The following is a 16,369-nucleotide window of genomic DNA, read 5'->3' on the forward strand; positions in this document are numbered from 1 at the left end:
ACTCTCGGTATGCCGAGTGCCCTGCCCGACGGCGATCCCGCCCCTGCGTCGGGGGAGCTCCCCCCCGCAGCCCTCGACCGCCTGCCGGACGGACCCTTCGGGGTCTACCTCCACGTCCCGTTCTGCGCGGTGCGCTGCGGCTACTGCGACTTCAACACCTACACGCTGCCCGAGCTCGGTGACGGGCGCACGGTCGGGGGAAGCACCACCACCTTCGCCGACGCGGCCCTCGCCGAGCTCGACCTCGCCGCCCGCGTCCTGGGCGACCACACCCGACCCGTCGAGACGGTCTTCGTCGGCGGCGGCACCCCGACGATGCTGGCGGCGAGCGACCTCGTGAGGATGCTGCACGGCATACGGGGGCGCTTCGGGCTGGCCCCGGATGCCGAGGTGACCACCGAGGCCAACCCCGACTCGGTCACCGACGGCAGCCTCGCCGAGCTCGCCGCCGGTGGCTTCACCCGGGTCAGCCTGGGGATGCAGAGCTCGGTGCCGCACGTGCTCGCGGTCCTCGACCGGACCCACAACCCCGACAACGTCGCCCGCGCCGTCCGCGGGGCCCGCGCGGCTGGTCTGCAGGTCAGTCTCGACCTCATCTACGGCACGCCGGGGGAGAGCCTCGACGACTGGCGGCGCAGTCTCGAGGATGCCGTGGCGCTCGAGCCGGACCACGTCTCGGCCTACGCGCTCGTCGTCGAGGCCGGGACCAGGCTCGCCGCGCAGGTGCGCCGCGGGGACGTCCCGGCGCCGGAGGACGACGACGAGGCGGCGAAGTACGAGCTGGCCGACGAGGCGCTCACCGCTGCGGGTTTCGGCTGGTACGAGGTGAGCAACTGGGCCCGGGGGGAGCGGTTCCGGTGTCGTCACAACGAGGGGTACTGGTCCGGTGGCAGCTGGTGGGGCGTCGGGCCCGGGGCGCACAGCCACCTCGGCGGGGTGCGGTGGTGGAACGTCAAGCACCCGACGGCGTATGCCGCGCGGCTGGCGGCGGGCGCCTCGCCCGCAGCGGCCCGTGAGGTCCTCGACGACGAGCAGCGGCACGACGAGTGGGTCCTGCTCGGGGTGCGCCTCGTCGACGGGCTGCCGATGGGCGGGTTGCGTGTCGCCGGTCGGGCTGCAGTGGCCGGGCTCATCGCCGACGGGCTCATCGACGGGTCGGCGGCGCTGCGGGAGAGCCGGATCCGGCTCACCCGACGCGGTCGGCTGCTGGCCGACACCGTCGTGCGGAGGCTACTGGGCGTCGGTTGAGGCGGCGGTGACGAAGTCGATCAGCTCCTCGACGCTGGCGAGGAGGGCCGGCTCGAGGTCGGCGTAGCTGCGGACCGTCCCGAGGATCTGCTTCCAGGCCCGCGCGATGTCGGCCTGGGTGTCGTGGGGCCAGCCGAGCTCGGCGCAGATGCCGTGCTTCCACGACTTGCCCGGGGGGATGACCGGCCACCGCGTCCAGCCCAGGCGCGCCGGGCGGACCGACTGCCAGACGTCCACATAGGGGTGGCCGAGGACGAGGACCTCGCCCCGCAGGCCCGGCAGCGCCCGGACGGCGTCCACGATGCGGGCCTCCTTGGTGCCGGTCAGGAGGTGGTCGACCAGCACACCCATCCGCCGGCCCGGCGCCGGGCGGAAGGCCTCGATGGCGCCGGCGAGGTCGTCGACGCCGTCGAGCATCTCGACGACGACGCCCTCGAGCCTCAGGTCGGCGCCCCACACCTTCTCGACCAGCTCGGCGTCGTGACGGCCCTCGACGAAGATCCGGGAGCCGACCGCGACGCGGGCCGGGGCGCAGGTCACGGCGGTCGAGCCGCTCGCCGTGCGAGAGGTCTGCTGACGCGCTGCGTCGAGGGCGGCTCGGGAGGCCAGGACCGGGGGCGTGAGGACGACCGGGAGACCATCGAGAAGGAATCCCGGGCCGAGCGGGAAGCCCTTGGTGCGGCCGCGACGGTCCTCGAGGTGGACGACGTGCATGCCGCCGGCCTTCTCCACCCGCACGACGGCTCCGCACCACCCGGTCTCGACGTCCTCGACGACGAGGTCGGGCTCGGCCGCCACCTCGCTCGCGCGCCCGCCCCTCGGGGCGCGCCAGTCACCGGCGAGCACGTCGCCGCCGTATCGATCCCCATCTGCCACCCGGCGAGCGTACGGTTGCCCGCGACGGACGCGTCGCTCGACGCGCCGGGGGCGGACCGGGGGGCGGACCGACCCCGCACCCAGGGCGCGTGTGGGGGTCGGACCGACGTCGTAGACTTGGCACTCACGGCATACGAGTGCCAAGGACGAGCGGACGAGCAGAGGAGGCGCGGCGATGAGCGAGGAGCGACGGCTCGCAGTCCTTCGGGCGATCGTCCAGGACTACGTCCACACCTCCGAGCCGGTCGGGTCCAGGGCCCTCGTCGAGCGCCACCACCTCGGGGTGTCCGCGGCGACGGTCCGCACCGACATGGCCGTCCTGGAGGACGAGGGCCTCATCGCCGCCCCGCACACGTCCGCGGGCCGGATCCCCACGGATGCGGGCTACCGGATGTTCGTCGACCGGCTCAGCTCGGTCAAGCCGATGAGTGGTGCGGAGCGGGCCGCCATCAGCCGCTTCCTCGCCGGCGCCGTCGACCTCGACGACGTCGTCGAGCGCACGGTGCGCCTGCTCAGCTCCCTCACGCGGCAGGTCGCGGTGATGCAGTACCCCTCGCTGACCCACTCGACGGTCCGGCACATCGAGCTCGTGCCCATGGGGTCGCAGCGCCTCATGATCGTGCTCATCGTCAACACCGGCCGCGTGGAGCAGCGCATCGTCGACTCGCGCCACGACCTCACCACCGCCGATGGCGACGCCCTGATCGCCAAGCTCCGCACCGAGCTCAACGCCGAGACCTCGTCGCGTCCCTTCAGCGAGGCCGCCAGCCGACTGCACTCCCTGCCCGAGCGCTTCGAGCCGCGGGACCGCGACGTCGTGCGCGCCGTCGTCCAGACCCTCGACGACGCCCTGGTCGAGGAGCGCGAGGAGCGCGTCGTGCTCGCCGGCACCGCCAACCTCGCCCGGTTCGGCCCCGACTTCCCCCAGACCATCGGGCCCGTGCTCGAGGCGCTCGAGGAGCACGTCGTGCTGCTCAAGCTGCTCGGCACGCTCGGCCAGGACCACGACGCCATCGCCGTGCGGATCGGCCACGAGAACGCCCACCAGGGCCTGACGTCCACCTCGGTCGTCTCGACCGGCTACGCCGCGGGCAGCGAGGTCGTCGCCGGCCTCGGTGTGCTCGGCCCGACCCGGATGGACTATCCGACGACGATGGCGTCGGTGCGCGCCGTCGCCCGATACGTCTCGCACATTCTCGGACCCTGAAACCGCCAGTAGGACAAGGAAACTCGTTGAACGACTATTACAAGGACCTCGGCATCTCCCGTGAGGCGACCGCTGAGGAGATCAAGCGGGCCTACCGACGGATGGCGCGCAGGCTCCATCCTGACGTCAACCCCGTCGAGGGCGCCGAGGAGGAGTTCAAGAAGATCTCCCAGGCCTACGACGTGCTCTCCGACGCCGACAAGAAGCACTCCTACGACATGGGCGCCGATCCGTATGCCGCGGCCGGTTCCGGGGGTGCGGGCTTCGGTCAGGGCTTTTCCTTCAGCGACGTCATGGACGCCTTCTTCGGGGGGCAGGCGACGACCCGCGGCCCGCGCTCACGCCAGCTGCGCGGCCAGGACGCTCTCGTGCGGCTCGACATCGACCTCGGTGACGCGGTGTTCGGCGCCGAGGAGGAGCTCACCATCGACACCGCCGTCACCTGCGGCACCTGCCACGGCGAGGGCGCGCAACCGGGCACCGGCACGAGCACCTGCGCCGTCTGCCAGGGCCGGGGCGAGGTGCAGACCGTCCAGCGGTCCTTCCTCGGACAGGTGATGACGAGCCGCCCGTGCCAGGCCTGCCAGGGCTTCGGCACCGTGATCAGCAACCCCTGCTTCGAGTGCTCCGGCCAGGGCCGGGTCCGCACCCGCCGCACGCTGAAGCTCCGCGTCCCTGCCGGTGTCGACTCGGGCACCCGGATCCAGCTGGCCGGCGAGGGCGAGGTCGGCCCGGGTGGCGGTCCCGGCGGCGACCTCTACGTCGAGGTCGCCGTCCGCCCGCACGAGACCTACACCCGCCGCGGAGACGACCTGCACTGCACCGTCGAGCTGCCGATGAGCGCCGCTGCGCTCGGGACGTCGTTCAAGCTGAGCACCTTCGACGGCAAGTCCGATCTCGTCATCGCCCCGGGCACCCAGGCCGGCGACACCTCGACGATGCGCGGGCTCGGGGTGACCCACCTGCGCGGCAGTGGACGCGGTGACCTGATCGTGCACGCCAACGTCCAGACCCCGACCAGGCTGACGCCGGAGCAGGAGGACCTGCTCCAGCAGCTCGCGGTCCTGCGCGGCGAGGAGCGTCCGGAGGGTCGCCTCGAGCCGCTCGAGAAGGGCCTGCTGGGCAAGCTCCGGGACGCCTTCAAGGCGAAGTAGTCCCGATGATGTGCCTGCCGGCCTCACCCCACCGCCGATGGTGGTGACGATTTGACGGACCGGATGTTCCTGCTCGCTCCCGCCCAGTGGGGAGCGGCCGGCGTGGGCGACCTCGTGGCGCTGACCGGCCCCGAGGCCCGCCATGCGGCCCAGGTCGTGCGGATCCGCGTCGGCGAACGGGTCCTCATCAGCGACGGAGCCGGCCGGCGGGCGCTGTCCGAGGTCGTCACCGTCGGCCCGGGCCAGCTGACCGCCCGGCTCCTCGAGCTCGAGACGGCCCCGGACCCGAGCCCACGGTTCGTCCTCGTCCAGGCGCTGGCCAAGGGCGAGCGGGACGAGCAGGCCGTCGAGGCCGCGACCGAGCTCGGCGTCGACGAGGTCGTGCCCTGGCAGTCCTCGCGGTGCATCGTCCAGTGGCGCGGGGACAAGGAGGAGAAGGGTCGCCTGCGGTGGGAGGCGCTCGTCACCTCGGCCGCAAAGCAGTCCCGCCGCAGCCGGGTCCCGCTCGTCGCGCCGTTGGTCCGCCAGGCCGCGCTGCGCGAGCGGGTCGGGTCGGCGGCGCTCGCCCTGGTGCTGCACGAGGAGGCTGTCATCCCGTTGGCCGGGCTCTGCCTCCCGGACGCGGGAGACGTCGTCCTGGTCGTCGGCCCCGAGGGCGGCATCACCCCGGAGGAGCTGACCGCACTGGGTGACGTCGGCGCGGTCGTGGTCAGACTGGGCACCGAGGTGCTGCGGTCCTCCAGCGCCGGGCCCGCCGCGCTCGCGGTCCTCAATGCTGCCTCCCGGTGGCGCTGACGGCCGTTGCCCGATGGCGGCTGATGCTGGGAGGCTGGTTGACGTGGCAGTCCCGGTCGCGACCATCGACACCTACATCGCCTCGTTCCCGCAGGAGGTCCAGGTCGTCCTCGAGACCGTGCGGCAGGCGATCCTGACGGCGGTGCCCGGGGACCGCGAAGCGATCAGCCATGCCATGCCGGCCATCACGCTCGACGGCAGTGCCGTGGTCAACTTCGCCGCATGGAAGGGCCACCTCAGCCTCTACCCCCTGCCGCACGTCGAGGGCGCCCTCGCGAAGGAGGTCGCGGCATACCGGACCGCGAAGCACACCGGGAGGTTCCCGCTGAGCGGGCCGGTCCCCTACGACCTCATCGGCCGACTGGCGGCGCTGCTCGGCGAGCAACGGACCCTTGCCGGCGGCTGATCCGCTGGCGGGATCACCTGACGGAGAAGGCGACGACCTTCTGGGCTGCGAGGGTGCCGTCCTTGGGGCTGGAGGCGAAGGCCCGGAAGAGGTAGTCACCGGTCGGCAGGGAGCCCAGGTCGACCGACCAGCTGCCCTGGGCCGGGCAGCCGCTCGAGGCGGTCGTGCTGCCCTTCGTGACCACTGTCGTGCCCTGCGTCAGCTCCCACTGGACCCCGGCCTCGAACGTGCACGCCAGTCCCTTGACGACGACCGGGGCCGACGCGGGCAGGACCTGACCCCGAGAGGGGCTGTCGATCCAGACCGGAGCGAGGTCGGTGTATGCCGTGTCGGCCGCGGGCCGCTGGTAGACACCGGCCGCCACGGTCTCGAAGAGGGGCGCGCCGCCCGCGACCGAGATCCTGACCGGGAGGTTCTGCTGCAGCCCGGCCGTCGCCGACCAGACCACCTGCTGCACGCTGACCCGCTGCTGCTCGGCGGTGAGGCCCTTCACCCCGGCGGAGCTCAGCACGACCTGGATCTCCTTCGTCCCGGCGGTGACCTTGGCGGTCGTGCCCGATGGCCACGGCTGGAGGTAGCCGTCGGTGGCGACATAGGCCTGCGCGGCGAGGGAGAGGTTCACCGCTGCTGCGCCCTGGGCGACGCCGTCGGCCCCGACGGGGAGCGCGGTCCGCAGGTATTCGCGCACCAGACCGACCTTGCCGGCGCCGTAGGGCGAGACGAAGTAGACCGGGACGGCCATGTCCTTCGTGGCCGGCGGTGCGGACGTCGGACTCGAGGGAGGCGGCGTCGGCGGGACCCCCGTCGCCGTGCCCGTCGCCGTGCTCGTCGCCGTCCCCGTCGCCGAGGTGGTGGGCGAGGCTGAGCTGGTCGTCGAACCGGTGGCCGAGGTGGTCGCACTCGCCGTCGCGGTGCTGGTGGCCGCGGGGAGCGGCGGGGTGGCCCCCGGCCGCAGGCCGAGCCACGCCACGACAGCGACGGCGGCCACGGCCGCGGCCGCGCCGACCGGCATGAGCCACCGGGGCCGGGCGCCCGCACCGGCACGCCCGTCGACCTCGGCCCGGATGTCGTCGAGGCGCTCGTGGGGTTCCACGTCTCGTGCCTCCTGGGTCAGGGCGACCCGAAGCCGTTCCTCGATGTCCGTGAAGTCCTCGCCGCCGAAGGGCGGGCGTGCAGCGTTCATGACCGGCCTCCCATCGTGTCCCGCAGGGCCGCCAGGGCCCGGTGCGCGTGGGACTTCACGGCGCCGGGCGAGATGTCGAGCGCCTCGGCGATCTGCTTCTCGGACAGGTCGCTGTAGTAGCGCAGGACGAGCACCTCCCGCTGTCGCTGGGGCAGTCTCCGCACAGCACCCATCAGGGTGTCTCCTTCGTCGTGGCGCACGGCCATGGTCTCTGCGCTGTCGGCCGTCCGTCGTCCCGGAGCCTCGGCCCCGCCGGCCGCGGACCGCAGGTAGCGGTCCTCGACGCCCTGGTGGCGAAAACTGGAGCGGCAGCCGTTGACGACGCTGCGCCGCAGGTAGGCCAGGGCGTTGCCCTCCTCGCGCAGCTGCGCCATCCGGGGGTGGGCCGCGACGAAGACGTCCTGGACGATCTCCTCGGCCCGCCCCTGGTCCCGCACGAGCAACCAGGCGAGCCGGACCAGCGAGCGCCAGTGGGCGGCATACAGCTGGGTGAGGGCGTCGTCCGCGGCCCAGCGCGCAGCAGAGCGCCCTGCGGCGTCGGTCCCGCTGCGTTCGGCCACGCCCAACGTTCTCATGCACCCTAGACGCGCAGGTGCCGCGACACGTTGTCACGAAATACGCTCACCTCATGATTGCTCCCATGTGCCTCTTCTGCCGCATCCTCGAAGGGGAGGTCCCGGCGCAGGTCGTCGCCCAGACGGAGGCCTCGCTCGCCTTCCGCGACATCGACGGCAAGGCGCCCACCCACGTGCTCGTCATCCCGCGCAGGCACGTCCAGAACCTCGCGGAGCTCGCCGAGTATGCCGCGGAGCTGGCTGACGTCGTCGGCCTCGCCGCACGCGTCGCGCAGGACGAGGGGCTCGACCTGGGCTACCGGCTCGTCGCGAACACGGGGTCCCAGGCGGGGCAGACCGTCCACCACGCGCACCTGCACCTGCTTGGTGGCCGGGAGATGACGTGGCCACCCGGCTGAGGACGGGCCGCCGAGCGTGCGGGACGTAGACTCGAGGCAACATGACAGACGCTGACCACCACCTCGAGCCGCGGTCTCCCGGCGCCGCGGTCCCCATCCACACGATGACCATCCCGCCCACGGTCTCGATGGTCGCCCTCCTCGGTCCGCGGGACGAGGTGCTGCGGACGATCGAACGGGCCTTTCCCGACCTGGACGTCCACGTGCGCGGCAACGAGCTCTCCCTGCGCGGCGACAGCGCCGACGTCGCGCTCGTCGAACGCCTCGTCGACGAGCTCCTCCTGGTCATCGACGCGGGACAGGCGCTCAACCGTGACGCGGTCGAGCGCTCGATCACCATGCTGCGCAGCCAGACCCGCGAACGGCCCGCGGAGGTGCTGACGATGAACATCGTCAGCAGCCGAGGGCGCACCGTCCGCCCCAAGACGCTCAACCAGAAGCGCTACGTCGACGCGATCGACACGCACACCATCGTCTTCGGCATCGGTCCGGCCGGTACGGGGAAGACCTACCTCGCGATGGCCAAGGCCGTCGCTGCCCTGCAGGCCAAGCAGGTCAAGCGGATCATCCTCACCCGCCCGGCGGTCGAGGCGGGCGAGCGGCTCGGCTTTCTGCCCGGGACGCTCAACGACAAGATCGACCCCTACCTGCGTCCGCTCTACGACGCGCTGCACGACATGATCGACCCGGAGACCATCCCGAGGCTGATGGCGTCCGGGACCATCGAGGTCGCCCCCCTCGCCTACATGCGGGGCCGGACGCTCAACGATGCGTTCATCATCCTCGACGAGGCCCAGAACACCTCCGCCGAGCAGATGAAGATGTTCCTCACCCGGCTCGGCTTCGGCGCGCAGATGGTCGTCACCGGCGACGTGACCCAGGTGGACCTCCCGGGGGGCACGACCTCGGGGCTGCGCCAGGTGCGCGACATCCTCAAGGGTGTCGACGACGTCTACTTCGCCGAGCTCGACTCGAGCGACGTCGTGCGCCACCGCCTGGTCGGGGCCATCGTCGATGCCTACGAGCGGTCGGAAGCCAGCCGCCGATCCGACGCCGGCCGGGGTGAGCGTGGCCGCGGCGAGCGGGACCGGGGCGAGCGGGACCGGAGGAGCGGCACCCCGTGAGCATCGACGTCCTCAACGAGACCGAGACAAGGGCTGACGAGCTCGAGCTCGTCGCCCTCGCGAAGTACGTCATGGGCCAGATGCGGGTCCACCCCCAGTCCGACCTGTGCATCAAGCTCGTCGACGAGCAGGCGATGGAGACCCTGCACGTGCAGTGGATGGACCTGCCCGGGCCGACCGACGTCATGAGCTTTCCCATGGACGAGCTGCGGCCTGGGCGCGAGGAGAAGGAGCCGGAGGAGGGTGTCCTCGGAGACATCGTCCTGTGCCCCTCGGTCGCGGCGAGACAGGCCGCCGACGCCGGGCACACGGCCGAGGAGGAGCTGCTGCTCCTCACGACCCACGGCCTGCTGCACCTGCTCGGCTTCGACCACGCCGAGCCGGACGCGGAGCGGGAGATGTTCGAGCTGCAGCGTCAGCTGCTGCTGACCTTCCTCGCTGGTCGCGGCCGGCCGACCACCTGAGGCTGACGTGATCCCCCAGATGGTGGCGCTCGCGCTGCTGAGCGTCGTCGTGGCCTTCCTCCTCTCGGCATCCGAGGCGGCCATCATCCGGATGTCGCGGGTGCGCGCCGAGGAGCTGCACGACGACGGCCGCAGCGGCTCGAGGTCGCTGCTGGTCGTGGTCGGCGACTCCTCGGCATACCTCGCGGTGCTCGCCTTCCTGCGCGTCGTCGCCGAGGCGGCGAGCGCGGTCCTCATCACGATCGCCGTCCTCGACCTCGTCGACAGCACGACCGCCGGCCTCTTTATCTCCATCGCGGTCATGGCGCTCGTCTCGTTCGTCATCGTCGGTGTCTCGCCGCGCACGCTCGGGCGCCAGAACTACGACACGGTGGCCCTGTGGGCGGCGCCGTTCGCGGTGGGCCTGCGCAAGGTGCTCGGGCCGGTCGCCCACGTCCTCGTGGCCCTGGGCAACGCCGTGACTCCCGGCAAGGGATACCGTGAGGGACCGTTCCAGAGCGAGGCCGAGCTGCGCGACCTGCTCGACCGGGCGGGGGAGTCCGACGTCATCGAGGACGACGAGCGGGAGATGATCCACTCGGTCTTCGAGCTCGGCGACACCGTCGTGCGCGAGGTGATGGTGCCTCGGACCGACATGGTGACCATCTCCCAGGACAAGACGCTGCGCCAGGCGATGTCGCTCTTCCTGCGCTCCGGGTTCTCCCGGATCCCCGTCGTCGGGGACGGCAGCGACGACACGCGTGGGCTGCTCTACCTCAAGGACGTCGTCCGGCGCACCTACGCCGACGCCGACTCCGCGAGCACCCTCGTCGGACATGCCATGCGCCCCATGCACTTCGTGCCCGAGAGCAAGCCCGTCGACGACCTGCTGCGCGAGATGCAGCAGGACCAGAGCCACTTCGCAATCGTCGTTGACGAGTACGGCGGCACGGCCGGCCTCGTGACGATCGAGGACATCCTCGAGGAGATCGTCGGGGAGATCGCCGACGAGTACGACCGGGAGGCCCCCGGCGTCGAGCAGCTCGCCGACGGGTCGACACGCGTGCCGGCCAGTCTCGACATCGACGACCTCGCCGACCTCTTCGACGTCGAGATCGAGGAGGAGGAGGTCGACACCGTGGGCGGCCTGCTCGCCAAGGCGATCGGACGGGTGCCGATCCCCGGATCGCACGCCGGTGTCGCCGGTTTGTCCCTCACGGCTGAGAAGATGGCCGGACGACGGCACCGGCTCGCCACCGTCATCGTCCGGCGACTCGAGACCGGGGCAGACGAGCCGCGCCGCGGCCCGCACGCCCACCCGCTGCTGGAGAAGGAGCAGGCCCGTGAGCACTGAGCACGACCACACCGAGCCTGACGACACCGAGCCTGACGACACCGAGCCTGACGACACCGAGCCTGGGGCGCCTTACCGCGCCGGGTTCGCCTGCCTGGTCGGGCGTCCCAACGCCGGCAAGTCGACGCTGACCAACGCCCTCGTCGGGCAGAAGGTTGCCATCACCTCGTCGAAGCCGCAGACCACCCGGCACACGATCCGCGGCATCACCACGAGCGAGGGCGCCCAGCTCGTGCTCGTCGACACCCCCGGGCTGCACAAGCCGCGCACGCTCCTCGGCTCGCGGCTCAACCACCTCGTCCGCGAGACGCTGCTCGACGTCGACGTCATCGGGTTCTGCCTGCCTGCCGACCAGCGGGTCGGGCCCGGTGACACCTACATCGCCCGCGAGCTCAAGGACCTCCAGCAGGCGAAGCGCAAGCCGGTCGTCGCCATCGCGACGAAGTCCGACCGGGTCGACCGATTGCGGCTCGCTGAGCACCTCATTGCCATCGACCAGCTCGGCGAGTGGACTGAGATCATCCCGTGCTCGGCGACCAGAGGCGACCAGGTCGAGGAGGTGAAGGCGGTCCTTGCGTCGTACCTGCCCGAATCGCCGCAGCTCTACCCCGACGGCGTCCTCACGGACGAGCCGCAGATCATCATGATCGCCGAGCTCGTCCGGGAGGCGGCTCTGGAGGGGGTGCGCGACGAGCTCCCGCACTCGCTGGCGGTCGTCGTCGAGGAGATGCTGCCGAGGCAGGGCCGCCCCGAGGGCGACCCGATGCTCGACCTGCGGGTCAACGTCTTCGTCGAACGCTCGAGCCAGAAGGCGATCATCATCGGCAAGGGCGGCTCGAGACTGCGGGACGTGGGCACGACCGCTAGGCAGGGGATCGAGGCCCTGCTCGGGCAGAAGGTCTACCTCGACCTGCACGTCAAGGTCGCCAAGGACTGGCAGCGCGACCCGAAACAGCTCCAGCGGCTGGGCTTCTGAGGCCTGCTCTTGGACTGGTCAGGTCAGCACCTTGACGGTGACCCAGGCGTCGTGGACGGACTTCGCCTTCGGTGAGGTCGCGCCGAAGCGGGTCCGGGCGGCGGCCACGGTGAGGTCGGCGAAGTCCGCGAAGGTGACGTCCTTGGCGATGTCCTTCCCGGTGAGCACGTCGTACCAGACCTGACCGGCGCCCTCCCAGGCGTGGCCGCCGATGCCGGTGGCGGCGAGGTAGAACGCGCGGTTGGGGATGCCGGAGTTGGTGTGGACCCCGCCGTTGTCGTGGCTCGCGTCGTGAGGCAGGTCCACGAAGCCGCCCATGTCAGCCGGCTGCGGGTCCTTGCCGAGCACCGGGTCGTCATATGCCGTGCCCGGTGCCTTCATCGACCTCAGGGCGGTGCCCTTCACCTTCTTGGTGAACAGGCCGGCGCCAATGAGCCAGTCAGCCTCGGTCGCGCTCTGGCCGAGCGTGAGCTGCTTGACCATCGAGCCGAAGCAGTCGGAGACGGACTCGTTGAGGGCGCCGGACTGCGCGACGTAGGTCAGGCCCGCCGTGTACTGCGTCATGCCGTGCGCCAGCTCGTGCCCGATGACGTCGATGCTCGACGTGAAGCCGTTGAAGTAGGTGCCGTCCCCGTCGCCGAACACCATCTGCGCGCCGTCCCAGAAGGCGTTGTCATAGGCCCGGTCGTAGTGCACCGTCGCAACGAGCGGCAGGCCCCTGTCGTCCAGCGAGTTGCGCCCGTATGCCGTGTTGAGCAGCTGCCAGGTCGCGCCCAGCCCGTCGTAGGCCTGGGTGACGGCCAGGTCGCCATCCGGCGGCGCGCCTTCGGCCCGGACGAGCGCGCCGGGCAGGGTCGTGGTCTGTTTGGCGTCGTGGATCGCGCGCTGCAGGACCGCGGGTGGGGGCGTGGCCGGCTTGTGCGGTCGTGGCCGCTTGACCATCGCCCCCGGCAGGCCCGCGCCCGGGAGGAACCCGTCCGGGCTGCCGGGACCACGCTCGGCGGCCACGGTGCGGCGCTCGCGCATGACCTGGTCGCGATCCAGGGTGCGCCGGGCGGCGTCGACGACCTCGCGCCGATCGGACCCCACCATCGCCTCCAGCAGGTAGGGCGGGATGATCGTGCAGTGGGTCTCGGCGCTCAAGGGTGTCCGTGTCATGACCCCACCGTGCCCCCGACCACCGACAGGGGCAACCCCGGGCCCTGTCCGGCGTCCGCCATCCGGTGGGGAGGTCAGCGCTCCGGCGGCGCGTCCTGCGGGGTGGCGTCCTGCGCGGTGGCACGCGGCGGGGTCGGGTTCAGCGCCCGCCTCAGCCGCTGTAGGTCGAACCAGTTGGGGTGGCGCACGGCGATCGAGCCCCCTGCCGAGCTCCTGTGGAGCACCAGCGTGGGACTGCCGGGCCCGGCAATCGCGTCGATCCGGTTCGACACGCGGGCCCATCCCCTGCCGACCCGGTCGCTGTTGGCGCCCCATCCTCGGGGGACCACCAGGACGATGGTGCCGACCCCGCCGGAGACGGCGATGTCGACCAGTTCATGGGCGCACACGGCCTGCTGGAAATCGAGCTTGACCGAGCCCAGGCCGGCGCTGAGGGCGAGGAACGGCGGGACGGACCAGACCCCCCCGCCGGACGTGGCTCGACATCCCGCCGGACAACCGCAGCCGGTGGTCCGAGTCGGCCCCGATCCGGTTGGCGTCGAAGGTCGTGGTGCGGCGCAGCCCGGTCGGTGGCGGCGCGACGGGCAGATCCGCGACGAGGGCGTCGAGGTCGGCGAAGGTCCGCGCGTCGAGAGCGCTGCTGATCCGTTGGGCGAGCTCCTCCGGCGTGAGCCTGCCCTCCTGGGCGGCCGTCCGCAGGACGGTGGTCGTCGCCTCGCGTTCCTGGTGTCCCACCCCCAGGTCTGCCGGATCCGTCACCCCGGAATGTTAAAGCGGGCGCGCTCGGAGACGGTAGCTTCGTCCGGGTGACCACCACGGACCTGAAGCTGCTGCCGCGATCCGCGTCGGCCGAGGTTGGCATCCCCGCCTCGAGCGTGCTCTCCCTTCTCGAGGGACTCGCGACCGCTGGCCTCGAGTTGCACAGCCTCATGGTGGTGCGCCGAGGGCACGTCGCCGTCGAGGGCTGGTGGGCTCCGTACTCCGCCGAGCGGCCGCACCTGCTCTACTCCCTGAGCAAGTCGTTCACCTCCACGGCGGTCGGCTTCGCCCTCGCCGAGGGCCGGTTCACCCTGGACGACACCATCGTGTCGCTGCTCCCGGGCCACGTGCCCGACGAGGTCGACCCCGCTGTCGCGACCCTCACCGTCCATCACCTCCTGTCGATGTCGACGGGTCACCACGAGGACACCCTCGAGCAGGCCCTGTGCCTCGAGCCGGCGGACCTCGTGAAGGGGTTCCTGCGGGTTGTGCCGCAGGAGGCCGTCGGATCGAGGCACGTCTACAACAACAGCTGCACCTACGTCCTCGCGGCCCTCGTCCAGGAGCTCACGGGTGAGCACCTCCTCGACTACCTGCGACCCCGACTGCTCGACCCGCTGGGTGTCGGACCGGCCCACTGGGACAACGACATGCATGGCAACGCCCTGGGCTTCACCGGCCTGCACCTCGGCACCGAGGCCATCGCCGCCTTCGGCCAGCTGCTTCTCCAGCGCGGCGAGTGGCATGGGGAGCAGCTCCTGCCCGCTGGCTGGGTGGAGCTGGCCACGCGCAAGCACATCGACACCGACCTCGACCCAGCGACGAACGTCGACTGGGCCCAGGGCTACGGCTACCAGTACTGGATGTCCCGGCAGGGGTTCCGCGGGGACGGCGCCTACGGCCAGTTCTGCCTCGTCGTGCCCGAACAGGACCTCGTCGTGGTGACGACCGCCTGCGTCGAGGACATGCAGGCGATCCTCACCGCGGTCTGGACGCACCTGCTCCCGGCACTCGACACGGCTGACCCCGACCGGACGTCCTCGGACGGCGAGCTCGCGCGCCGGCTCGCCGGGCTGGCCCTACCGGTCATCGACGGGGCTCGCGACGGGGCTCTCGACGGGGCTCCCGGCGGCCCGGTCAACGATCAGTCCTTCGTCGTCCACGAGGGCGGCGAGCTCGCACCGCTGGCGGCGGGGACGCGCATCGAGATCCGCCCTGCGGGTGGGGACGGCTGGACCATCACCCTGGTCTCGGGGGAGTCGCGGCTGGTCTTCGGGTGTGGGCATCGCTCCTGGGTCGAGTCAACGCCGGTGGTCGCCCGCGGCGGTTGGACGGCGCCGGACACGTTCGAGGCGGACCTCGTGCTCATCGAGCTGCCGCACCGGATCCGGTTGCGCTGCATCGACGGTCGCGCCGAGGCGTCGTGGAACGCGCCGCCCCTGTCGCGGGCGCGGCTGGAGGCGCACCTGCCCTGAGGCCGTCTCAGGCTTCGGATATGGCATCTCAGAATGCGGGCGGCGCCCGGGCGAGGTGGACGGCTGGCGAGCCCACGGCATACCCTCGTCGTATGCGTTCTGTGCGCCTCCTCCTTCGGTGCCGCGACGAGGCCTAGCCCACGGCCCCTCTCGTCGCGGAGTTCTTGGTGTCCGGCCGGACCGCACCAAACCGAAGCAGAGGCGAGACGCAGATGATCCACCCCCAGACCCCGTCGGGTATGCCGTTCGGCAAGTACCAGCCGTTCCACGAGCAGCTCCCGTTCGAGCTGCCCGACCGCACCTGGCCGACGAACCGGATCACCGCGGCCCCGCGCTGGTGCGCGGTCGACCTGCGGGATGGCAACCAGGCACTCATCGACCCGATGAACTCCGAGCGCAAGAAGCGGATGTTCGAGCTGCTCGTGCGGATGGGCTACAAGGAGATCGAGGTCGGTTTCCCGTCGGCGAGCCAGACCGACTTCGACTTCGTCCGGGAGCTCATCGAGGGTGGCCACATCCCCGACGACGTGACGATCCAGGTGCTGACCCAGTGCCGCGACCACCTCATCGAGCGGACCTACGACGCGATCCGCGGGGCGAAGCAGGCCATCGTCCACTTCTACAACTCGACGTCGGTGCTCCAGCGCCGCGTGGTCTTCGGCCTCGACCAGGACGGCATCGTCGACATCGCCGTCCAGGCCGCGCGGCTGTGCCGCAAGCTCGAGGAGACCATCCCCGACACGGACGTCTACTACGAGTACTCGCCCGAGTCCTACACCGGCACCGAGCTCGACTTCGCCGTGCGAATCTGCAACGAGGTCATCGCCGTCATCGACCCGTCGGCGGACCACAAGCTCATCGTCAACCTCCCGGCGACCGTCGAGATGGCCACGCCGAACGTCTACGCCGACTCGATCGAGTGGATGGTCCGCCACCTCGACCGGCGCGAGTCCGTCGTCGTGTCGCTGCACCCGCACAACGACCGGGGGACCGGGGTGGCCGCGGCCGAGCTCGGCTACCTCGCCGGCGCGGACCGCATCGAGGGCTGCCTCTTCGGCAACGGCGAGCGGACCGGCAACGTCTGCCTCGTCACGCTGGGGATGAACCTCTTCTCGCAGGGCATCGACCCGCAGATCGACTTCTCCGACATCGACGAGATCCGCCGCACGGTGGAGTACTGCACCCAGCTGCCCGTCGGTGAGCGGCACCCGTGGGGCGGCGACCTCGTCTTCACGGCC

18 protein-coding genes are annotated in these 16,369 nt (G+C 71.4%); 12 read left to right on the top strand and 6 right to left on the bottom strand.

Annotated elements, in window-relative coordinates; translation table 11 throughout:
* The first annotated feature begins 9 nt into the window (after positions 1-9).
* Positions 10-1,248 carry a radical SAM family heme chaperone HemW gene (hemW, locus tag ACLL9L_RS17235; RefSeq protein ID WP_411285879.1) on the top strand — a complete coding sequence of 413 codons (1,239 nt, stop codon included), beginning with the start codon at positions 10-12 and terminating at the stop codon, positions 1,246-1,248.
* On the opposite strand, the gene ACLL9L_RS17240 is transcribed toward hemW, so the two are convergent.
* Positions 1,231-2,124 (bottom strand): DUF3097 domain-containing protein, encoded by an 894-nt coding sequence (locus ACLL9L_RS17240; RefSeq protein ID WP_411285880.1) that lies wholly within the window; start codon positions 2,122-2,124, stop codon positions 1,231-1,233. The genes hemW and ACLL9L_RS17240 overlap by 18 nt on opposite strands.
* A 175-nt stretch (positions 2,125-2,299) precedes the next feature.
* Between ACLL9L_RS17240 and hrcA the strand changes: the two genes are divergently transcribed.
* From hrcA to ACLL9L_RS17260, 4 genes are all read left to right on the top strand, one after another.
* On the top strand, positions 2,300-3,331 hold the full coding sequence (gene hrcA / locus ACLL9L_RS17245) for a heat-inducible transcriptional repressor HrcA (protein WP_411285881.1): 1,032 nt from the start codon (positions 2,300-2,302) through the stop codon (positions 3,329-3,331).
* Between the two features lie 26 nt (positions 3,332-3,357).
* Positions 3,358-4,485, top strand: coding sequence for a molecular chaperone DnaJ (gene dnaJ / locus ACLL9L_RS17250; RefSeq protein WP_411285882.1), 1,128 nt, complete (start codon positions 3,358-3,360; stop codon positions 4,483-4,485).
* A gap of 63 nt (positions 4,486-4,548) precedes the next feature.
* Positions 4,549-5,280, top strand: coding sequence for a 16S rRNA (uracil(1498)-N(3))-methyltransferase (locus tag ACLL9L_RS17255; protein WP_411285883.1), 732 nt, complete (start codon positions 4,549-4,551; stop codon positions 5,278-5,280).
* 43 nt (positions 5,281-5,323) lie between these two features.
* Positions 5,324-5,686, top strand: a complete 363-nt coding sequence (locus tag ACLL9L_RS17260) for an iron chaperone (protein ID WP_411285884.1) — start codon at positions 5,324-5,326, stop codon at positions 5,684-5,686.
* 13 nt (positions 5,687-5,699) lie between these two features.
* On the opposite strand, the gene ACLL9L_RS17265 is transcribed toward ACLL9L_RS17260, so the two are convergent.
* Complete coding sequence (locus tag ACLL9L_RS17265) at positions 5,700-6,869, bottom strand: Gmad2 immunoglobulin-like domain-containing protein (protein ID WP_411285885.1); 1,170 nt, start codon at positions 6,867-6,869, stop codon at positions 5,700-5,702.
* The gene (locus tag ACLL9L_RS17270) at positions 6,866-7,444 is read right to left on the bottom strand and encodes an RNA polymerase sigma factor (RefSeq protein WP_411285886.1); all 579 of its coding nucleotides are present in this window, start codon (positions 7,442-7,444) and stop codon (positions 6,866-6,868) included. The genes ACLL9L_RS17265 and ACLL9L_RS17270 overlap by 4 nt, the downstream gene beginning before the upstream one ends.
* 53 nt (positions 7,445-7,497) lie before the next feature.
* Here ACLL9L_RS17270 and ACLL9L_RS17275 point away from each other — a divergent pair, with 53 nt between their 5' ends.
* Genes ACLL9L_RS17275 through era form a run of 5 tightly spaced genes read left to right on the top strand, consistent with a single transcriptional unit; the run spans position 7,498 to position 11,739 of the window.
* Positions 7,498-7,842: a histidine triad nucleotide-binding protein gene (locus tag ACLL9L_RS17275; RefSeq protein WP_411285887.1), complete on the top strand. Its 345-nt coding sequence runs from the start codon at positions 7,498-7,500 to the stop codon at positions 7,840-7,842.
* Positions 7,843-7,883: 41 nt separating this feature from the next.
* Positions 7,884-8,966 carry a PhoH family protein gene (locus ACLL9L_RS17280; protein ID WP_411285888.1) on the top strand — a complete coding sequence of 361 codons (1,083 nt, stop codon included), beginning with the start codon at positions 7,884-7,886 and terminating at the stop codon, positions 8,964-8,966.
* Complete coding sequence (gene ybeY, locus ACLL9L_RS17285; protein WP_411285889.1) at positions 8,963-9,430, top strand: rRNA maturation RNase YbeY; 468 nt, start codon at positions 8,963-8,965, stop codon at positions 9,428-9,430. Before ACLL9L_RS17280 ends, ybeY begins: the two co-directional genes overlap by 4 nt.
* A 7-nt stretch (positions 9,431-9,437) precedes the next feature.
* Positions 9,438-10,763 carry a hemolysin family protein gene (locus tag ACLL9L_RS17290; protein ID WP_411285890.1) on the top strand — a complete coding sequence of 442 codons (1,326 nt, stop codon included), beginning with the start codon at positions 9,438-9,440 and terminating at the stop codon, positions 10,761-10,763.
* Complete coding sequence (gene era / locus ACLL9L_RS17295; RefSeq protein WP_411285891.1) at positions 10,753-11,739, top strand: GTPase Era; 987 nt, start codon at positions 10,753-10,755, stop codon at positions 11,737-11,739. Before ACLL9L_RS17290 ends, era begins: the two co-directional genes overlap by 11 nt.
* Before the next feature lie 18 nt (positions 11,740-11,757).
* Here era and ACLL9L_RS17300 read toward each other — a convergent pair whose 3' ends face one another.
* The 3 genes from ACLL9L_RS17300 to ACLL9L_RS17310 form a co-directional block, all read right to left on the bottom strand.
* On the bottom strand, positions 11,758-12,897 hold the full coding sequence (locus ACLL9L_RS17300; RefSeq protein WP_411285892.1) for a M4 family metallopeptidase: 1,140 nt from the start codon (positions 12,895-12,897) through the stop codon (positions 11,758-11,760).
* 74 nt (positions 12,898-12,971) lie between these two features.
* Positions 12,972-13,286, bottom strand: coding sequence for a hypothetical protein (locus tag ACLL9L_RS17305; protein ID WP_411285893.1), 315 nt, complete (start codon positions 13,284-13,286; stop codon positions 12,972-12,974).
* On the bottom strand, positions 13,273-13,656 hold the full coding sequence (locus tag ACLL9L_RS17310) for a DUF1707 domain-containing protein (RefSeq protein ID WP_411285894.1): 384 nt from the start codon (positions 13,654-13,656) through the stop codon (positions 13,273-13,275). The genes ACLL9L_RS17305 and ACLL9L_RS17310 overlap by 14 nt, the downstream gene beginning before the upstream one ends.
* A gap of 47 nt (positions 13,657-13,703) precedes the next feature.
* On the opposite strand from ACLL9L_RS17310, the gene ACLL9L_RS17315 reads away from it, so the two are divergent.
* Both ACLL9L_RS17315 and ACLL9L_RS17320 read left to right on the top strand, forming a co-directional pair.
* Complete coding sequence (locus ACLL9L_RS17315; RefSeq protein ID WP_411285895.1) at positions 13,704-15,131, top strand: serine hydrolase; 1,428 nt, start codon at positions 13,704-13,706, stop codon at positions 15,129-15,131.
* 212 nt (positions 15,132-15,343) lie between these two features.
* On the top strand, positions 15,344-16,369 hold a 1,026-nt coding region (locus ACLL9L_RS17320), incomplete at its 3' end, for a 2-isopropylmalate synthase (protein ID WP_411285896.1).

The organism is Lapillicoccus sp. (assembly GCF_046595215.1).
Taxonomy (GTDB): Bacteria; Actinomycetota; Actinomycetes; order Actinomycetales; family Dermatophilaceae; genus Lapillicoccus.